Here is an 18,469-nt window from a genome sequence, read left to right on the forward strand (position 1 = left end):
AAAAGTATTTTGCATATTTTCTCAAGAAAACAATAATTAAGAAACGTTGTATTCGCTTTCTTTAGCATATTCACACACATCAATGAATAGGCTTGATTTATTAGAAATTTATAAAATTTTTGCATTATAATAAAACTATTGCCAGTTTTTGAAAAAACCTTTATTCTCTTCTTGTAATCAAAAATGAATATGGAGATGAAACATACTATGGGTCAACTAGGAGACGCCGATTACGTTCCCGACACCGCCTTTTTATCCTTCCCAGCAGCTAAAACATTTCACTTAGAATTTATGATACAGTTGGTTGTTATTTTTATAGCTTCTATTTTGTATGCAATTTCTATGAATATGTTTTTTATCCCGCATAATATGATTAGCGGTGGATTCGCTGGTGTAGGGATGATTATCGGTTATTTAATGCACTACAATATCGGTGCACTTATCTTTTTACTAAACATTCCTCTTCTTATTTTAAGTCACTTTTACTTAGGAAAGAAGACAACCTTTTTAACAGCGTACTTTGTAGCTGTTTCATCGTTAGCGATGAACATTATCCCGGTACACCAAGTTTCAGACGATATTTTACTTTCTTCTGTATTCGGTGGTGTTATCTGCGGAGCAGCTTCAGGAATTATATTCCGATTTGCTTCTTCAACAGGTGGTTTTGATGTTGTTGGATTGATTGTAGCGAAATATCGAGATGTTTCAATTGGAGCAATCATATTTGTATTCAACTTAATCTTACTTGTAGCAGCAGGTTTTATTTTCGGATGGGATATTACACTTTATACGTTAATTAGTCGATTTGTAGTCAGCAAAGTTATCGACGCTGTGCATACGAAACATATTAAATTAACGATAATGACTATTACAGAAAAAGGCGAGGAAATAAAAAGCGCACTACTACATCACGGCATACGCGGGGTGACAATGGTAGACGCTGTCGGCGGCTATACAAACCATAAGAAAAAAATGATTTACACTGTCGTGACTCGCTATGAGTTAGGCGAAATGAAACGTATTATCCGTCAAGTGGATAACAAAGCATTTATGAACATTACTGAAACAGTTGAAATTGTCGGCCGTTTCAAACGCATATAAAACAGGTTAATAAATTAAAGGGCATAACATATTAGTCATATATGTTATGCCCTTTGTTATTCAACTAACGTACCTTTTAGCATAATAAAATCACTAAGTTTATTACTACAAATCGGAGGATAGCATTCCATATACAATACTATCTGTCCATTCATCTTTATTCCAAAAATCTTGTATGAAATGGGCTTCCTTTCTCATGCCTATTCGTTCACACAATTTTTGTGAAGCTGTATTACGTGCATCAAGATTAGCCTGTATACGATGTACATTACATTCATTAAATAATTTCAATACCAAACTACTTACTGCTTCTGTTGCCAAACCTCTCCCAGCTACTTCATTTGAAAAACTATAACCAATCTCAACAGTGTCTTTCATATTTGTGTACCATACGGATAAATCACCAACTACTTTAGTTTTGTATATAACTGCCAAACTTAATATTGTTTCTTTAGTAAGTACATTATTTGCTAGCTTCTTATTAAATCTTTTCTGCATGTCTTCATGAGTCCACTTATTATGTAATAGGAACTTACATGTATCATCACTATTATAAATAGCAAATACATCCTGTAAATCAGTACTCTTAAAAGGTCTAATTATTAATCTTTCTGTTGTGAACTCCAAGTTAGCTCTCCTCCCTTACATTCATGCTATAAAACATTTTTTATAGTATTTAGGCCTCATTCTTAGATCTCACCTTGATTACATATTTCATCATAATAAATTAAAATCCTTCTTCCACTAAACTGCACCGTTAATGGTATTTCCTTACGCTTTTTATTTTTTACACTTATTACAAAATCAGATAATTCTATCATTATGTCCCTAAATGTGTTATAATGAAAGCAGACTCACAAAAAAGAGTATATAGACTTGGAAGTTTCTCTTATTTTACAAGCAAAAAGAAACGAGCAGTCGGGTATATTTCAGACACCATACACGTAACGGTTTAAACAACCGATCATCTTAGTTACTCTTCAATGATCTTTTTATAAAAAGATACGTACAATTAAAACTCACTTCAATATACTATACCTACCTTTTTGACTTCCAAATCATCTTATTACATAGGGAGATGAACATATGAATCAATATATACGATATACAATAGCTGTCCTGTTTGCTATTATCGGCGGAACAATCTGCTTCTGGACAAACACTCAGCTTGGAGAGAATATCATCTTTAATGGAATCGAAACACTTGTAAGCGCTTCAATTTTAGGCGGATACATTTACTTCCTCTTCAATCCAGAAGAAAATGCTCAAAAAACAATGTTATTAACAATGATCGGAATCGTTGGTGGATGTATTTCCTACTCAATGACAAACTATACATTACCACTTCAATTAAGCTCAGCTTTCTTCCACGGTCTATGGACTTGGTTCATTGCATTCTGCCTAGCAGACGTATTCAACCTATTACAAGACACTGAAGAAGATAGCGGTCGTCAAATTGAAAGTAACTCTTAAGCTGGAAGATACTCTTCCAGCTTTTTATATTGTTTTGCATATCCCCGCATCACGATAAAAAGAAGTTACCCTCACGGCAACTTCTTTTCCATATACCCCATCCAGTACCAACCGGATTATATCAACGATTTTTCAAATATATCGGCGATTTCTCCACTTATATCAGCGATTTTTTCATTATATCGACGGTTCAACACAAGATATCGATTTAACGACATCTTTCGACACTCGAAACGCACAACATACCCTATCCCCCAAGCAACTTACTGCCGAACTCTACGATTAAAAAGATAATTAATAAGATCGCGAGTATCTTTAATGCTACATATGCCACTTTAAAAACAACATAAATGAGCAAGACTATCAAAATAATTGATAAAATTTCCATATTTACTTCCTCCAAGCTTTGCTCTTCTTATCTCATTTTACTCGCCCCGGGCTATTTATGGAACGGCATAAGGCGACATAGAAAAAAGAGGATACCTCACCCATCGTAAGATACCCTCACCTTCAACTGCTCAAACCATTCTCTTTCTAATTGTAAATATCCCATCTCACTCTTCTCGGCGCTCTTTAATTCTTTATCAGCTTTCTTCATATAAGTATGGGAAGCTTCTAGATCATTCTCTAAATATTTGATAATTCCTTGTGTACGATAATATCCGTTTAAGTCCATTTTTGTAATAGCCTTTGCATGTTCCTTTGCTTCTTGCAAAGAAAGACTATCCATCTCATAAAGGGCTTTATATAAAAGATACCAACTATGAAAATTACTAACGAAAAACTTATTTTCTTTCGTTACAGGTAATTGAACAATTCGTTCTATATACGGTATCGCTCTTTTCATTCCCTCTTGATCTGCACGAGCAAGGAAGACAAGCATAAGTCTACTCATTATCTCTCTTATCCCTTTATTCTCTTTTATTTTCTCCTCACTCAATTCTACTAATCTTTCATCCCAATCTTTCGGTCTTTTATAACTAAATAACTCACTCGATATTTGAATCTCATATAAATGATTTCTAGCTCTTTCATCATCTTTAATTAAAATAAGAAATTGCATCCCATCACTCATAAGCGTTCCTTTTATCGGCACAATTGTAACCGCAAAGATTGCAAAATGGAAAAAGGAAAAATATAAAAGATATTGATAATAACTCACCATGTATATGTAACCGGAAGTAATACCAAACAGTAAACTCGTAATCGGTCCACCTAAAGTGAGCCATGCCCACTTTTTCGAAAGATTCGGTGTCTCTATAGAAGGTGGTACTAGTGTTGCAACGCCTCCAAAGTAAGCCCATAATTTATTTTCTCGAATGCGTAATTTTCCCTTTTCTTTTTGAATAGTAATGGGTCCTACTGTCATAAATTTAAATGTTAAACCACCTATTACACCAAATACTACATGTCCTAGCTCATGAATGGCTAACACTAATAAAAAAATTCCAACTATTGCCCATAGGTTCAAAATTACTTCTAATTTCCCAGTTCGGATTACTCCGTATAAAATGGACAAAATTAGCGCCACTGTCATTGAGCCAGCTGGCCTTCTTAAAATATCCACCTTTTTCTCCCCTTAATAAATCATTTTCCTCTGCATTTCGTACATGAACTTCCCAAGATGCAATATCCAAATAAATGAGATTAAGCCAATTAATACAAAATCGATATTACTAGCAGCTGTATATATAACGGCAGCCCACCATACATATGCCAATATTGTATTCGTAAATTCATATGCTTTATATCCAGCCTCATGCACAATGTGCTTTAATCCTTCATCTGCGTTTTTCGTCCACATTTTCATAGATTCCATATACGTTACACCTTGTTCAGGATATAGCTTATTATAACGATTTTTTGTTATGAGTCCGATAATTACTACTGTAGTTAAACAAGCAATAGAAGCTACTAAATTCCACACCGCAAATGAAACATTTGTATCCTGCAACAGTGCACGTCTACATGTAATAACCGCATATACAAACCATGCCTGCGTAACTATATCACCTACACGTAAATATATACTTATAATGCCTAATTTTCTGCCTTGTACGCTCTCTTCTTCATCGCGTGCCTCTGCTAACATACGTGTATTCTTCCAAGTATAGTACATCATTAAAATTCCAAAAATAGTACATATACCTATAAATGTATTGGATGATAATTTTCTCGGTTCATCCGAGAGTAAATTTAAAGCTATATAAGACGTTAAAAATCCTCCTATCATACTTAATGCTATTTTCCCCACAGAATCAAATTGTTTTTTTCGCTTACTCTTCATCGTCCTCTTCCCCCTCTACTAACGTAAATATTTCCTCCACCGGTACATTGAAAATTTGTGCAATTTTTAACGACAATACGATAGATGGTGCATAATCCCCACGCTCAATTAAACTAATCGTTTGCCGTGATGATCCAATCGCTTTCCCTAAATCCCCTTGTGATAAACGATGCCTTGCTCGCAATTCCCTCACTCGATTTTGAAGCTTCATGTCTTCCCTCTTTTTCATTTATTTAATTAAAATTGTAAATAATATCCTTATATTTGTCAATTATAATTGTCATTACGACTATAATAATTGACAAGATACTTATTTCTTATCTTGTATCAAATTCCTATAAAGAATGTAAAATGTGCATTAAACATAGCCTTAAAAATAAAATAAAAAAGGCAGTGCTTTTGCACTGCCTTCCTAAATTCTGACATAGAATGGATTTCATATTAACTTGCGTTTTGTAGTAATACTCGTTTTAACTGCTTACGGAAACGAATACCTAACGTAACCGCTACAATCACAATAACTCCAAAAATAATTTTACCGATATGACCTTCTAGCACTCCAAAGATATCATGTAAGTTTCCACCTAACCAGTAACCACCGATTAAGAAGAATGATACCCAAAATAGAGCGCCTGAATAAATTGTAATGGCAAAACGACGGAATGGTAAATTAATAATTCCTGCAAAGTATCCTGTGAAATGACGTACACCAGGAATAAAGAAACCAATAAAAATTAGGAAGTACCCATACTTATCAAACCACATTCTCGTTAAGTCAATTTTTCTTTGTGTTAAAAATACGTATTTCCCATACTTTTGAATGAAAGGCATACCTAATTTATTTCCTAAAAAGTATTGAATCGTCATTCCTACACTTGTCCCAATAAAGGATAGAATAATTAAAATCGGTAAACTTAAATCACCCTTATGTGCTAAAAATCCCGCATATGCTAATGTTGGCTCTCCCGGAAACGGAAGTGCAATATATTCTAACAGCAAGCCGACAAGTACAACATAATACCCGTATTGCTGAAATAATTCATGAATCCATTCCATGTCATCTCTCCTTTCAATCCCGTACAACTTCTTACTATTATTGTATAAAAAAATTGTCGAAATAACTATCACAATAGCTTACATTTTTATTACATTTTTGTAAGGGTCACACTAATGATTTTCGTTCTTTATTAAATAGTAAAAATTATTTTCCAAGTCGAAATAGCGAAAAGACGCATTAATAACATGCAGATTTCATCCATTTTTTAGCACTAAAAAAGCTCTCTTATTTTGTTCTCAATAAAAAACCATCACAAACTCATGCTAACTTCATATTAGCTTCATATACGTATTGTAAGATTATATCGGAATTTGTTGAAAAATTTAACCAATATATGACTAAGCATTAATTTGAATAAATATAAGTCGTTTTTCGAAATTGAAAAAAGGGTGAATACGAAATGGAAGCATATAAAATGCACGATTTTATTAATACAAATGTTGAATCTCATCAAAATGAAACCGTTTTTAATTTACAAATATGTGAAACAAGTGAATTTGACGTAAGTTTAACAAAATCTACAACACTATCTTTTATCGTTTCAAAAAAGAATATTAAAATTGTCACGAAAAAATGGATTAATTCAAATCAAGAAAGCATGATTGGCAAAAGCTACATCATTCCAACAAAAGCTTTTCACTATTTCTTACCAATCATTTCTGAAAATGAAGATGAGCTAAATATTCAAGTTCAAAGTTTTGGCCTACGTGGTGAGCTTTTATTAAATGAAAGATTACTTATTGATAACAACAAACACAACAGCAAAATCACTACATTCTTTGAAACATTAGATGAAAATGTAAATAAAGCATTACGAGGATTACAACTTCATTGTATGTAAGACTATTACGATAGTAAAAGGAGAATAACAATGAAAAAATTATTATTAAGCGCACTATTATCATTAGGATTTTTAACTCTTCCATTCGCTAGTGCAGAGGCAGCTACAACGAAAGATCAATTAATCGTAGACACTCAGTTAAATAAAATGGATTATTATCAGGATGGAAAATTTATAAAAAGTTTTACTGTCGCTACTGGAAAAGCTGCAACACCTACACCTAAAGGCACTTTTCAAATCGTAAATAAAATTAAAAACCGCCCTTATTATACAGGCAAAATTAAAGGCGGCGATCCACGTAATCCACTTGGTGACCGTTGGCTCGGATTAAATATGGCAGGAACTTACGGAACAACTTATGCGATTCACGGAACTAACAATAATCAAGCAATCGGCAAATGGACAACACTTGGTTGTATTCGTATGTATAACAATGATATACACTGGTTATTTGAGCGCGTTCAGCAGCAAGCTACTGTCACTGTAAAATAGCCTAAAAACAAGATTTATGTGTAGCCAAGAATTTTATGTCTTGGCTTATTTTATTTATTCATTTACAGTAGCAAAACAACTGTATTTACATATATAATAGGAATAGATTTGATTAGCTAATATCTAAACATTGATAAACGTAGATATTAAAATTATACAGTTATAATATTTTATAAATTTTATAATACATACTATAATAGAACTACTGTAATTCTGAATTATTCAGTAACACTAAACTATTCCCCTTGCTACCTTCATGATTATTTTATAGCGGGGGCTTATTATATGTATAAACAATCTGAGTCACTCGAAAAATGATGAATTCGAATATTGCAGTAAAAAGCGTTATTTAGGAGGTGTTACTATGACGCATATACTGGTGATTGAAGACAACCCAGATATACAAGAACTGATTCGTGAATTTCTAATGGCACAAAACTTTACCGTTGATGTAGTTGGTGCCGGAACAGAAGGTATTCTTCTTTTCCAAAAAAATTCATACGATCTTGTCCTCCTCGATGTAATGTTACCAGATATAGATGGCTATAGTATTTGTAAAATTATGCGAGGACAATCTGATGTACCAATCATTATGTTAACAGGCTTACATAATGAAGAAAGTGAAATTAAAGGATTTGAGTTAGGTATTGATGACTATATTACGAAACCGTTCCATTACACTGTATTTATTAAGCGTGTAGAGGCTGTATTAAGAAGGGCAGCAACGAAGGAAGCAGAAGCTGCAACTATACTACAATTCCATGAATTGATGTTAAACTCTACAGCATATGCAGCTTATGTTCATGGTAATCAAATTGAATTGACAACAAAAGAATTTGAAATTATTTATACTTTACTGCAAAATCGAGGAAAAGTATTATCAAGAAGTGATTTGTTGAATAAGGTATGGGGCTATGAACATTATGGTGATGTAAGAGTTATAGATACACATATTAAAAACTTAAGAAAAAAATTAGGAATTCCTTATATTAAAACGGTGAAAGGCATTGGCTACAAAATCGAATCGTAGCAAAGACAACATCACCAAAAATATTTTCATCAAAACCTTATTATTTTGTATTCTTTTATCACTTTGTCTTTATCAAATTATTTACTTTCTAGCTTCAAACTACGATAAAGAACGTTTTGCGAAAGAAAATGGAACGCCGACTACAGAACAGGCCGATTCAGATAAGCAAAACGACGGAAGTAAAACGAAGCAAAATAAAGCTGTGTCAAAGGGGAGTATTTCTAATTTCCAATCTTCTATTATAGATTATAAATCTCTTTCTACAGCTATCAATCACCTTTTGCAGCCTAGCCAAACTGCAAAGGCAAAAGAACATACACAAAATCTTTCGGGGAAAAATAGCACTTCTAATCCGCCTACAGAAGCAGAAAAGAAAGCCGCTAATAATGATGCCTTACATACACAAAATGCAGCAAGTAAAACAAATGATACAAATGATAATCCAAAGTTAGCAGATGCGTTGCAGCAATTAGCTCCACATATTGGCGCGACAATGCTTGCATTATCACTACTCGGATCATTAATTTATACAAAACTAATTGCCAAACCTTTTCAATATATGAGTGATGCTTTAAAAGATATTATGAATCTTGATTTCTCCGATAAAAAGCTACTTAACAAAAATGCAGATCAAACAGATTTTAATTTGCAAGTAGCTGCTTCACAAGTACCAAATATTGTGAAGAATTTACATGCAAGCAATCAAGATTTAAGAAACGAGCTCAAGAAGGAACAACAATTAGAACAATCTCGTAAAGAATTTATGTCTATGGTGTCCCATGAATTAAAAACACCAATCGCAGCCGTCATGGGACAACTAGATGGCATGATTCACGGAATTGGAGCTTATAAAGATAGAGATAAGTATTTGAAACGTTCCTACGAGATGATGCAAGACATTAACATATTAACGGAAAAAATGTCGGAATTATCCAAAATACAAAACCCTCAATTTAAACCGAATTTAGAAGTCATTTCTTTATCTAATATTATTGAGGATGTTATGAAGAAAGTAGATTACTTTGTATCTGTAAAACAATTAAATGTACAATCTAATATTAAACACGACGTACAAATTTTAGCTGATCCTAAATTTATTCAAACTGCTATTTTTAACATTATTTCAAATGCAATTCATTATACAATTGACCATCAGCACGTATATATAAAGCTTTATGAAAAACCAAATGGTTACGCATTAGAAGTATTAAATACAGGTTCACAAATTGATGAAGATAAACTTGCTCATTTATTTGAGCCTTTTTATCGCGCAAACCCTGATAAACACGGTTTAGTACAAGGTAGTGGTCTTGGATTATATATCGTGAAACAAATATTAGATAAACATCAGTTTCCTTACGGGATACAAAACACAGCTCAAGGTGTAAAATGCTCCATTGTATTCCCAAAAGCAATGTAACATTCACTATAATTACATATCCCAAACTCATACTTCATGTGTGAGTGGCGGAATTTTGTAGAGTGTCTTACTCTGTTTCGTTCGCCCGTTATCCTTATTTGGATAGCGGGCGTTTTTTATTACTTAAAAGGAGGATTTTTTATGGAAAAGTTTAAATATTCATTGCTCGTTTTATTCGGTGCTTGCAGCTACGGCATACTTTCAACTATTTTCAAACTCGGATTCATAAATGGATTTTCAGCACATCAACTCCTAGGGGGACAATATGTCTTCGGATGGATTGGACTATTTCTACTCGTTCTTTTCTTTTCACAACATAAAGTAACAAAAAAACAATTTTTTTCATTACTAACCGTCGGAACAACAATGAGTATGACTGGGATTTTTTACGCTATTTCTGTAGAAGAACTACCCGCATCTATCGCTGTCGTCCTACTCTTTCAGTTCACTTGGATTGGTGTCATTATCGAAGCCATTGCAAATCGAACATTTCCAAGCCGCGATAAGATCATATCTATCCTTATTTTATTTGCTGGTACATTGTTTGCAGGTGGTGTATTTGAAGGCCTCGGACAAAGTTTTTCTACGAAAGGGATTATCTTTGGGCTATTAGCTGCGGTCTCTTTTTCATTCTATGTTTTTGCAAGCGGGCGCGTCGCTACGGATGTTCCGCCTTATACGAAAAGCTTTCTTATGACAACAAGTGCTACTCTTATCGTATGCCTATTCTTTCCGCCAACCTTTTTAACAGACGGTGCTTTGCAAGCTGGCCTATGGAAATATGCTTTCTTCCTCGGATTATTCGGCGTTGTTGTACCTGTCATTTGTTTTTCAATCGGTGTACCAAAGGTTGGAACAGGGCTTGGTACAATATTAGGTGCAGCTGAATTACCAACTGCTATTATCGCTTCTATTACACTTGTACATGAAGTCGTAACATTCATGCAGTGGATTGGTATTATTTTTATATTGGTTGGGATTTTCACTCCTCAGCTGCTTACGGCTAGGAAAGAAAGGAAACACAATCGCGTGCATAGCGCTTGAAAAAATACAGAATTTATATAAAAGATATAACTGCAATTAAAATAAGTAAATTTATCTGGAGGTATAAATGACTATTTTAAGCATCATATTTTTTGCTATTATGTGTATCTTCTTCCTAATAAGATATATGAAAGAAAAGAAATTTTACGATTTACTTCTCATTCCCGTTTGTATATATGCAGGAGCAGTGAAAACTCCTTTCGTAGAGTACTTAAACTTTAATACTACATTTAAAATAACGTATGATATTGCAGCTATTATTCTTGTAATCCTTGCTGTACTTTTCTTTTTGAAAGATAAGAAAGAGAATCATACTGCATAACAAAAGACCTTTCATTTACTTGAAAGGTCTTTTTCTCTATCTCATTTTACCGCTCCATACAGCTTCTCTATCTCATGCTCAATTTGTTTTACATCGATTCGCTCAAATAATGGCTGCACGCTATCAATTCTACTTGGCAACGTATTTTGTGGTTCCCAATTTCGGTTCACAATCGACAATGTGTTTCGAACTCTTTCACTTGAAAATGGTAAAAATGGTTCAAGGAGATGGGCAAAATTAGCGATAAGATACACACAGTTATAAATCGTTTCTTCACATGAAACTGGATCATCTTCTCTTTGTTTCCAAGGCTGCTTTTCATCAAAATATTTATTTGCAAAACGTACTGTATCAAATATTGTTTCTAGCGCCACCTTAAATTTAGTTTGCTCAATCGCCTCTCCTACACGCTTATATAATCCTCCTACTTTATCTTTCAGCTCTACCTCAATACTTCCCTTCGGCACGATACCACCATAATATTTTTCGATAAACTTTAATGTCCGGTTCACAAAGTTCCCGTATGCACCTAATAATTCACTATTATGACTGTAAATAAATTCCCGCCATGAAAAATCAGTATCGCGATTTTCTGGTGCGTTGACAGTTAAAAAGTAACGAATAGAATCTGGATCATAGCGTTCTAATATGTCAGGCACCCATACTGCCCAGTTTTTACTTGTAGATAATTTTCTTTTTTCAACTGTTAAATATTCATTCGAAACGATATGACGCGGGATTGCTTCCTCCCCTATTCCAAGTAATACCGCTGGCCAAATGACGGAATGAAACGGAATATTATCCTTTCCGTGCACATAATATGTTTTCGCTTCGCTATCCCAAAACTCTTGATCATCTTTCCCTGTTTCTTCAGCCCAATGTTTACTCGCTGAATAATAGCCTGTCACTGCTTCAATCCATACGTAAATTTTCTTATCTTCATACCCTTCTACTGGAATTGGTACCCCGATTGGTAAATCTCTTGATACTGCCCTATCTTGTAACCCTTCTTTTACATATCTTTCTGTTAATTGAATTGCATTATCACGCCATGTTCCTTTTTCTTTTGCGATTTCTACAACTTTTTTAATTTTCTGCTGAAATGTATGCAACGCAAAATAGAAATGCTCTGTTTCCTGTACGGATGGTGTACTACCACATAACTTACATTTCTTTTCTAACAAATCGAGTGGATCTAAAATAGCTGAACACGCATCGCATTGATCTCCTCTTGCTGCTTCATGGCAATGTGGACATATTCCTTCTACATAACGATCCGGTAAAAACTGCGTACACGTTTCACAATACGCTTGTTCCACTGTTTTTTTATAAATATGTCCTTCTTCTAATAAACGTAAAAAAACATTTTGAACCGTTTCATGATGGTGCTCACTATCTGTACGTGTATAGCAATCATAAGTAAAACCAAGGCTACGAAAACATCGCTGGAACTCTTCATGATACTTATCAGCAATTTCTTTCGCTGTCACACCTTCTTGTTTTGCCCTAATTGCAATCGGTGTTCCATTACAATCACTCCCTGAAACATACAGCACATTCTCACCTTTTGCCCTGTAATAACGCGCTAAAATATCTCCAGGTAACAAACTCGCAATATGGCCAAGGTGTAACGAACCATTTGCATACGGCCAAGCGCCTCCAATAAAAATACTCATCTTACATTCCTCCTTTTAAATATAAAAAGCCCCGCCCTTATCTTAAAAAAGATAAGGGCGGGGCTGTATAAACAGTCGCGGTACCACCTTATTTCGCCAATTACTCACATAATTAGCCTTAACAAGTACGGAGCTATATGCTCTTATACTGTGGTTTTGATAACGAGTACCAACTCTCGTCGCCACCTACTATTATCATTTGATAAGTTCAGGACGAAGCTCAAAGGCCATTGTTCAAATGAATATTCTTGCTTCTTCTCAGCTACCGAAGCTCTCTGGAAAGAATGTGTTCATCCTACTTTTCCTTTTCAACGCTTTTACGTATAAAAAGTATTGTACGACTTAATAACAGAAAAATCAAACTTTTATTCAGAAAGAAAAGGAAATCCCATCCCTCTGCCGAATAACTATACGTTCACAAAAGGAGTGATAACATTGAACCAAAAACAACTAAGCACTATAAATGAAAAAAGCTGGAATACAGCTGCTTATGAAGCTTGGACGAATCACCACGGGGCACCAGCTGATTATGCGAAAAAAATCATGAAAGATCCCACGCGCGAAGTAGCACATTATTTACCTTACATACAATCTCCAAAAGGAAAATGTATTATTAATTTACTCGGCTCAAAAGGAAATAAAGCTGTCGCACTCGCTCTTTTAGGAGCTGACGTAACAGTTGTTGATATTTCAGCAAGTAATGCAAAATATGCAAATGAACTTGCGGAAGCCGCAGGCGTCTCTATTCATTACATCGTTTCTGATGTACTAGATGTAAATCTCTCCAAATCATTTGATATCGTATTACTGGAACTTGGTGTACTTCATTACTTTCTAGATTTAAAGCCACTTTTTATAACAATCTCTCAACTACTAAAGCCCGGTGGAATACTTATCCTTCGCGATTACCATCCAATATACACAAAGCTATTAGGAGTAGACCATCCATCATTTCGAGCAAGTGGAAATTATTTCGATGAAGAATTAATTGAAGATGATGTTGCTTATAGCATCCTTCTTACAGAAGCACAGAAAGAATCGCTACCTAAAACAACCATCCGTCGCTGGACGTTAGGAGAAATTATTACAACACTCGCGGAAGAACATTTTAAAATTGAAAAACTAGTTGAAGAACACGGACCTCATCAAAGATGGCTCTTCCCTTCTACTGCACCGGAAGGAATCGAAGAACGTATCCCTGGTCTATATACAATAATTACGACAGCATGCAAAAAAGGATCCCTTCACGGATAGGATCCTTTTTGCATGCTCACGCATATAAGTTGAGGTTGGAGATTACCATAATTCTGTAGAATAGGACACAAGATATTTCAACATTTCGTCTCTGACTTACGTCGTCAAAAAGGGGTATGACCAACATAACGAAGAGTAATGTTTTAGTTGATACTGATAATCGTTATCAACTAATTAGAAGTATACATGATGTCATTTCAAATTTCAATAGCATTTCTAATATTTATTTATGAATTTTATGATATGCAAATGTATACATTTTAAGAACTTTTTCTAATACCAATCTGACTCCTTCCATTATCTGCTATAATTTTCATTGAACAGATTAATAACTTCATAATAATGTTTTTATTAATTTCGTTTTGAATATCCATAAATCATAATAAACAGTTTAAATGAGGGTAGGGGTAACGATGAAATATGTTAGTATTCGAAAAAAACTACTGTTCACACTCTTAAGCATTTCTTCTTTATTTAGCATTGCTCTTATAGTTATTCTTTCATTCGCCATGAATCAAGCAAGTGAAATCGAAACGTTAAAAAATGATGTATCAAAAAGAGCGACGATTTTAAAAGAACGTGGCGATTGGTTCCAAGCACAAGTTGCTGGTTTACAAGAATATTTACTATCACATGATCAAAAAGGATTAGATAAGTTCAACCGAGAAGGGAAAAAATTAGCTGATACTAGAGAGAAAGTAACAAGTGACAAGAAGCTCCCAGAAGGAATGAAAGAAGCTATTTTAATGGGGGGAAAATGGCGTAGCGTCATAGATAATGAGGTACTACCTCTTGCTCGTGAAGGAAAATGGGACGAAGCATCCAAAATTGCTTTAGCACAAACAGATTATGTAAATGATCTTTTAGATCGTTTTAATAAATATACAAATGAAGAGAATGAGAAACGTGACGCATTAATTGCTGACGTCGAGTCTTCTTCATCACTTATTCAATATATTATTTTCTTCTCACTCATTACATGTACATTAACGTCTATTTTATTAGCATGGTGGTTCTCTGGTAAACTCGTTAAACCAATTCGACAAATTGATGAGAAGTTAAAAGAATTAGCTTCTCAAGATGGAGATTTAACGGCTAGATTACACGTAACAAGTAAAGATGAAATAGGTGACATTGCAAATTCCTTTAATCAAATGCTCACTAACTTACAGCATATAATAAAACAAGTTCAACAAACATCAACAAGTGTAAAAGAAGCTTCCGAAAATGTATTTATCGAAACGACTGCTTCTATGGAAAATACCGCAAGGACCCAAGAAACTATGAATGCTCTTGAACACAATATTCGTTCACAAGTTTCTAGCATTGAAGAAAGTTCAACTGCAATGGATGACATGGCAACAAGTGTTCAGCGTATCGCTGAGTCCGCCTCTTCTGTTACTAGTTTAGCTGTCACAACTTCAGAAAAAGCAGATGATGGGAATAAAGTCATTGAGAAATCTATTACACAAATGCACACAATTAACGAAGCTGTTAACGCTACATCACAAGTAATTGAGCGACTCATTACACATACAAATCATATCGATACTGCACTTCAATCTATTTCGAATATCGCCGAGCAAACAAATTTACTCGCTTTAAATGCTTCTATTGAAGCAGCTCGTGCTGGTGAACATGGAAAAGGATTCGCTGTTGTTGCTGATGAGGTTCGAAAACTTGCTGAACAATCTCAACTAGCCGCAACTGACATTAACCATTTACTGCATCAAATTCAAGCCGATACTAAAATAGCAAATGACATGATGACACAAGGTCAAGCAGAAGCTTCTGAAGGAATTACTGTTATTCGTACTGCCGGATCTTCATTCTCAGAAATTGTTAACCACATTAACAAAGTCTCTACGCAAATGCAAGAAATGTCTGCAACTGCTGAAGAGATGGCTGCAAGCTCTGAAGAAATGAACGCAGCTTTAAATAATATCGCCTCTATTTCAAATGAAGTTGCTGCAGAAACATTACAAACAGCACATTCAGCTGGTGATCAAGTAAACAAAATGAGTATCGTGGCTAACAAATCATCTGAAATGAAAACAATCGTACAAGAACTTGAAGTTCTCGTCTCTCATTTCAAAACAAACGCTTAAAGTGAAAATGACACAAGCTCAAAGGTATAGGAAAGAAAGTTTTACAGGTTCTCCTTTTTCACTTTAAAATATCTCTTTCTATCTCTCATTCCGTCTGCTATAATTCCTAAAGGAAATAAGAAAGCTTTATTCCAACTGGAGTAAAGCTTTCTTTCAATTTTTTACATTTATTAATTCTAATACTAAGATTTCACAAAGGAGGCTTTTAATTATATGAATTTTGTAAGTATCAGAAAAAAACTTATGTTCATGATGGGAACGATTTGCGCTTTATTTGGCATCGCCTTAGCTTTTATTTTATTTTTTGCTATTGACCAATCTCGTAAAGCTGAAACATTACAAAAAGAAATTTCTCCACTGGCAACAGAATTGAAAGAACGTGGAGACGCTTATCAAGTACAGCTATCTGCTTTAAGGGGTTATTTACTACAACATGATCAAGTCGAATTAGACAAGTTTAATCAGATGAGTAAACGTCTTGAAGATTCAAAAGATAAACTTCTTTCTAATCCAAATCTTTCTTCGTCCGTAAAAAGCACAATGGAATTAGGGTCTACTTGGAGAAAGTTCATTGAAGAAAAAGTATTCACTCTTGCAAAAGAACAAAAATGGGAAGAAGCTTTACAAGTAGCTTCTTCAGAAAACGGAACGGTCTATAAAGTAATTGGTGACTTCACAAATTACAGTAATGAACAAGCTAAATTACGTGAACAATCTATTGAAAAAATTGACCAATCTGCACTCTTAATTGAATATGTTATTTTCTTATCACTTGTTATTTGTATTGTCGCTGCAATTATTCTTGCATGGTGGTTCTCTGGTAAACTTGTGAAACCAATTCAACAAATTGACACGAAACTAAAAGAATTAGCGTCTCAAGAAGGTGACTTAACGGCACGTCTACAAGTAAATAGCAACGATGAAATAGGTGCTATCGCAACATCATTTAATAAAATGTTAGAAAACCTACAACATATCATTAATCGTGTTCAAAAAACATCAGTGGAAGTACAAACCGCTTCTGAAAATATGCTAGAAAAAACGAATACATCACGTGAGGCGACATTAAGAGTACAAAGCTCGATGTCCAACTTAAATGCAAGTATTCAATCACAAACTTCTAGTATGGAAGAAAGTTCAACTGCAATGGATGATATGGCAGTAAGTGTTCAGCGCATCGCTGAATCTGCTTCATCTGTAGCGGAACTTGCTGTTGCCACATCTGAACATGCTAGCGATGGAAGTATGGTTATCCAAAAATCTGTTTCACAAATGACAACAATACACAAAGCTGTAAATGCTACGTCAGAAGTGGTTGAACGTCTAATCACCCATACGAAATATATTGATACTGCTGTACAATCTATTTCTAATATTGCTGAGCAAACAAACTTACTTGCTTTAAATGCTTCTATTGAGGCAGCTCGTGCTGGCGAGCACGGAAAAGGATTTGCTGTCGTAGCTGACGAAGTTCGAAAACTTGCTGAACAATCTAAAACAGCTGCAACAGACATTAATCAATTACTACATCAAATTCAAAATGATACAGAAACTGCTAGCTCTATGATGTCTCAAGGCCGTTCTGAAGCATTTGAAGGTATCAATGTTATTCGTGAAGCTGGTACTTCTTTCACAACAATTGTGGAACAAGTAAATAAAGTATCTACTCAAATGCAAGATATATCAGCAACTGCTGAAGAAATGGCTGCAAGTGCTGAAGAAATGAATGCTTCACTTAATAACATCGCTTCTATCTCTACTGAAGTATCCAGCGAAACTGCCGCAACGGCACAATCTGCTGAACAGAAAGTTATTGTTATGAATGAAATGACAGTAACTGCTAGAAAAATGAAACAAACAGTTGAAGAGTTAGATCAACTCGTATCTCATTTTAAAACAGAATAGATGTTCAAAAATATCCCTTCTTTGAAAGAGGGATATTTTTTTGAGCTCATTTCCTGCACATTATGCTCATTTCCGTTATAATGAGAATCGATATCATTAAAGTGTAGGAGGGGCTGCTTATGTCACAAGAAGCATTTGAAAATAAATTATTTGCCAATTTAGAAGCTGTTATTGACCCTGAACTAGGTGTTGATATCGTTAATCTTGGATTAGTGTATGACGTTACAGCAGATGAAAATAATAATGCTGTCATTACGATGACTATGACTTCTATCGGTTGTCCAATGGCTGGGCAAATCGTATCAGACGTTAAAAAAGTATTATCAACAAACGTACCTGAAGTTAATGAAATAGAAGTAAATGTCGTTTGGAATCCGCCCTGGTCGAAAGAACGTATGTCACGTATGGCAAAAATCGCATTAGGTATTCGCGACTAAATAAAGTGGAAATTTCATCATT

General features: G+C 34.5%; 19 protein-coding genes and 1 other annotated feature. Of the genes, 12 read left to right on the plus strand and 7 right to left on the minus strand.

Translation table 11 applies throughout. From position 1 onward, the window contains the following. Nucleotides 1-207: 207 nt before the first annotated feature. The gene (locus HMPREF2590_RS21760; protein ID WP_000530044.1) at nt 208-1,101 is read left to right on the plus strand and encodes a YitT family protein; all 894 of its coding nucleotides are present in this window, start codon (nt 208-210) and stop codon (nt 1,099-1,101) included. A gap of 105 nt (nt 1,102-1,206) precedes the next feature. Here the strand turns inward: HMPREF2590_RS21760 and HMPREF2590_RS21765 are convergent, their stop codons facing one another. After that, nucleotides 1,207-1,728 carry a GNAT family N-acetyltransferase gene (locus tag HMPREF2590_RS21765; RefSeq protein WP_000397307.1) on the minus strand — a complete coding sequence of 174 codons (522 nt, stop codon included), beginning with the start codon at nt 1,726-1,728 and terminating at the stop codon, nt 1,207-1,209. Between the two features lie 459 nt (nt 1,729-2,187). On the opposite strand from HMPREF2590_RS21765, the gene HMPREF2590_RS21770 reads away from it, so the two are divergent. Continuing rightward, the gene (locus tag HMPREF2590_RS21770) at nt 2,188-2,574 is read left to right on the plus strand and encodes a DUF3938 domain-containing protein (RefSeq protein ID WP_001077776.1); all 387 of its coding nucleotides are present in this window, start codon (nt 2,188-2,190) and stop codon (nt 2,572-2,574) included. Nucleotides 2,575-2,821: 247 nt separating this feature from the next. On the opposite strand, the gene HMPREF2590_RS21775 is transcribed toward HMPREF2590_RS21770, so the two are convergent. The 5 genes from HMPREF2590_RS21775 to HMPREF2590_RS21795 all read right to left on the minus strand — a co-directional run bounded on the left by HMPREF2590_RS21775 (nt 2,822) and on the right by HMPREF2590_RS21795 (nt 5,917). Next, nucleotides 2,822-2,962: a DUF3985 family protein gene (locus HMPREF2590_RS21775; RefSeq protein ID WP_000404758.1), complete on the minus strand. Its 141-nt coding sequence runs from the start codon at nt 2,960-2,962 to the stop codon at nt 2,822-2,824. 96 nt (nt 2,963-3,058) lie between these two features. Further along, the gene (locus HMPREF2590_RS21780; protein WP_002097959.1) at nt 3,059-4,111 is read right to left on the minus strand and encodes a site-2 protease family protein; all 1,053 of its coding nucleotides are present in this window, start codon (nt 4,109-4,111) and stop codon (nt 3,059-3,061) included. Between the two features lie 42 nt (nt 4,112-4,153). Beyond that, nucleotides 4,154-4,861: a DUF3169 family protein gene (locus tag HMPREF2590_RS21785; RefSeq protein WP_000837712.1), complete on the minus strand. Its 708-nt coding sequence runs from the start codon at nt 4,859-4,861 to the stop codon at nt 4,154-4,156. Further along, complete coding sequence (locus tag HMPREF2590_RS21790; protein WP_000776175.1) at nt 4,851-5,072, minus strand: helix-turn-helix transcriptional regulator; 222 nt, start codon at nt 5,070-5,072, stop codon at nt 4,851-4,853. The genes HMPREF2590_RS21785 and HMPREF2590_RS21790 overlap by 11 nt, the downstream gene beginning before the upstream one ends. 230 nt (nt 5,073-5,302) lie before the next feature. Further along, complete coding sequence (locus tag HMPREF2590_RS21795; protein WP_000454754.1) at nt 5,303-5,917, minus strand: DedA family protein; 615 nt, start codon at nt 5,915-5,917, stop codon at nt 5,303-5,305. A 401-nt stretch (nt 5,918-6,318) separates the two neighbouring features. Between HMPREF2590_RS21795 and HMPREF2590_RS21800 the strand changes: the two genes are divergently transcribed. From HMPREF2590_RS21800 to HMPREF2590_RS21825, 6 genes are all read left to right on the plus strand, one after another. Beyond that, a complete protein-coding gene (locus tag HMPREF2590_RS21800; protein ID WP_000388768.1) occupies nt 6,319-6,759 on the plus strand; it encodes a DUF3978 family protein in 441 nt (146 codons plus the stop codon). Nucleotides 6,760-6,789: 30 nt separating this feature from the next. Next, complete coding sequence (locus HMPREF2590_RS21805) at nt 6,790-7,251, plus strand: L,D-transpeptidase (RefSeq protein WP_000735058.1); 462 nt, start codon at nt 6,790-6,792, stop codon at nt 7,249-7,251. 364 nt (nt 7,252-7,615) lie between these two features. After that, nucleotides 7,616-8,281 carry a response regulator transcription factor gene (locus HMPREF2590_RS21810; RefSeq protein WP_000148833.1) on the plus strand — a complete coding sequence of 222 codons (666 nt, stop codon included), beginning with the start codon at nt 7,616-7,618 and terminating at the stop codon, nt 8,279-8,281. Continuing rightward, nucleotides 8,259-9,701 carry a sensor histidine kinase gene (locus HMPREF2590_RS21815; protein ID WP_000201959.1) on the plus strand — a complete coding sequence of 481 codons (1,443 nt, stop codon included), beginning with the start codon at nt 8,259-8,261 and terminating at the stop codon, nt 9,699-9,701. The genes HMPREF2590_RS21810 and HMPREF2590_RS21815 overlap by 23 nt, the downstream gene beginning before the upstream one ends. A gap of 141 nt (nt 9,702-9,842) precedes the next feature. Further along, the gene (locus HMPREF2590_RS21820; protein ID WP_000410478.1) at nt 9,843-10,745 is read left to right on the plus strand and encodes an EamA family transporter; all 903 of its coding nucleotides are present in this window, start codon (nt 9,843-9,845) and stop codon (nt 10,743-10,745) included. 67 nt (nt 10,746-10,812) lie between these two features. After that, on the plus strand, nt 10,813-11,067 hold the full coding sequence (locus HMPREF2590_RS21825; RefSeq protein ID WP_000154123.1) for a hypothetical protein: 255 nt from the start codon (nt 10,813-10,815) through the stop codon (nt 11,065-11,067). Nucleotides 11,068-11,108: 41 nt separating this feature from the next. On the opposite strand, the gene metG is transcribed toward HMPREF2590_RS21825, so the two are convergent. Beyond that, entirely contained in the window at nt 11,109-12,743 is a 1,635-nt protein-coding gene (gene metG, locus HMPREF2590_RS21830; protein WP_000021561.1) for a methionine--tRNA ligase, read from the minus strand. 50 nt (nt 12,744-12,793) lie between these two features. Then, nucleotides 12,794-13,064: a binding site (T-box leader), on the minus strand. Between the two features lie 114 nt (nt 13,065-13,178). Between metG and HMPREF2590_RS21835 the strand changes: the two genes are divergently transcribed. The 4 genes from HMPREF2590_RS21835 (at nt 13,179) to HMPREF2590_RS21850 (ending at nt 18,447) form a co-directional block, all read left to right on the plus strand. Next, nucleotides 13,179-13,997 (plus strand): class I SAM-dependent methyltransferase, encoded by an 819-nt coding sequence (locus tag HMPREF2590_RS21835; RefSeq protein ID WP_001072240.1) that lies wholly within the window; start codon nt 13,179-13,181, stop codon nt 13,995-13,997. 413 nt (nt 13,998-14,410) lie between these two features. After that, nucleotides 14,411-16,105 carry a methyl-accepting chemotaxis protein gene (locus HMPREF2590_RS21840; protein ID WP_000878437.1) on the plus strand — a complete coding sequence of 565 codons (1,695 nt, stop codon included), beginning with the start codon at nt 14,411-14,413 and terminating at the stop codon, nt 16,103-16,105. A 213-nt stretch (nt 16,106-16,318) separates the two neighbouring features. Next, the gene (locus tag HMPREF2590_RS21845; protein ID WP_070861526.1) at nt 16,319-18,010 is read left to right on the plus strand and encodes a methyl-accepting chemotaxis protein; all 1,692 of its coding nucleotides are present in this window, start codon (nt 16,319-16,321) and stop codon (nt 18,008-18,010) included. Nucleotides 18,011-18,129: 119 nt separating this feature from the next. Beyond that, a complete protein-coding gene (locus HMPREF2590_RS21850) occupies nt 18,130-18,447 on the plus strand; it encodes a metal-sulfur cluster assembly factor (RefSeq protein WP_000076418.1) in 318 nt (105 codons plus the stop codon). The last annotated feature ends 22 nt before the right edge of the window (nt 18,448-18,469 follow it).

This window comes from Bacillus sp. HMSC036E02 (genome assembly GCF_001836235.1).
In the GTDB taxonomy this organism is placed as follows: domain Bacteria; phylum Bacillota; class Bacilli; order Bacillales; family Bacillaceae_G; genus Bacillus_A; species Bacillus_A cereus.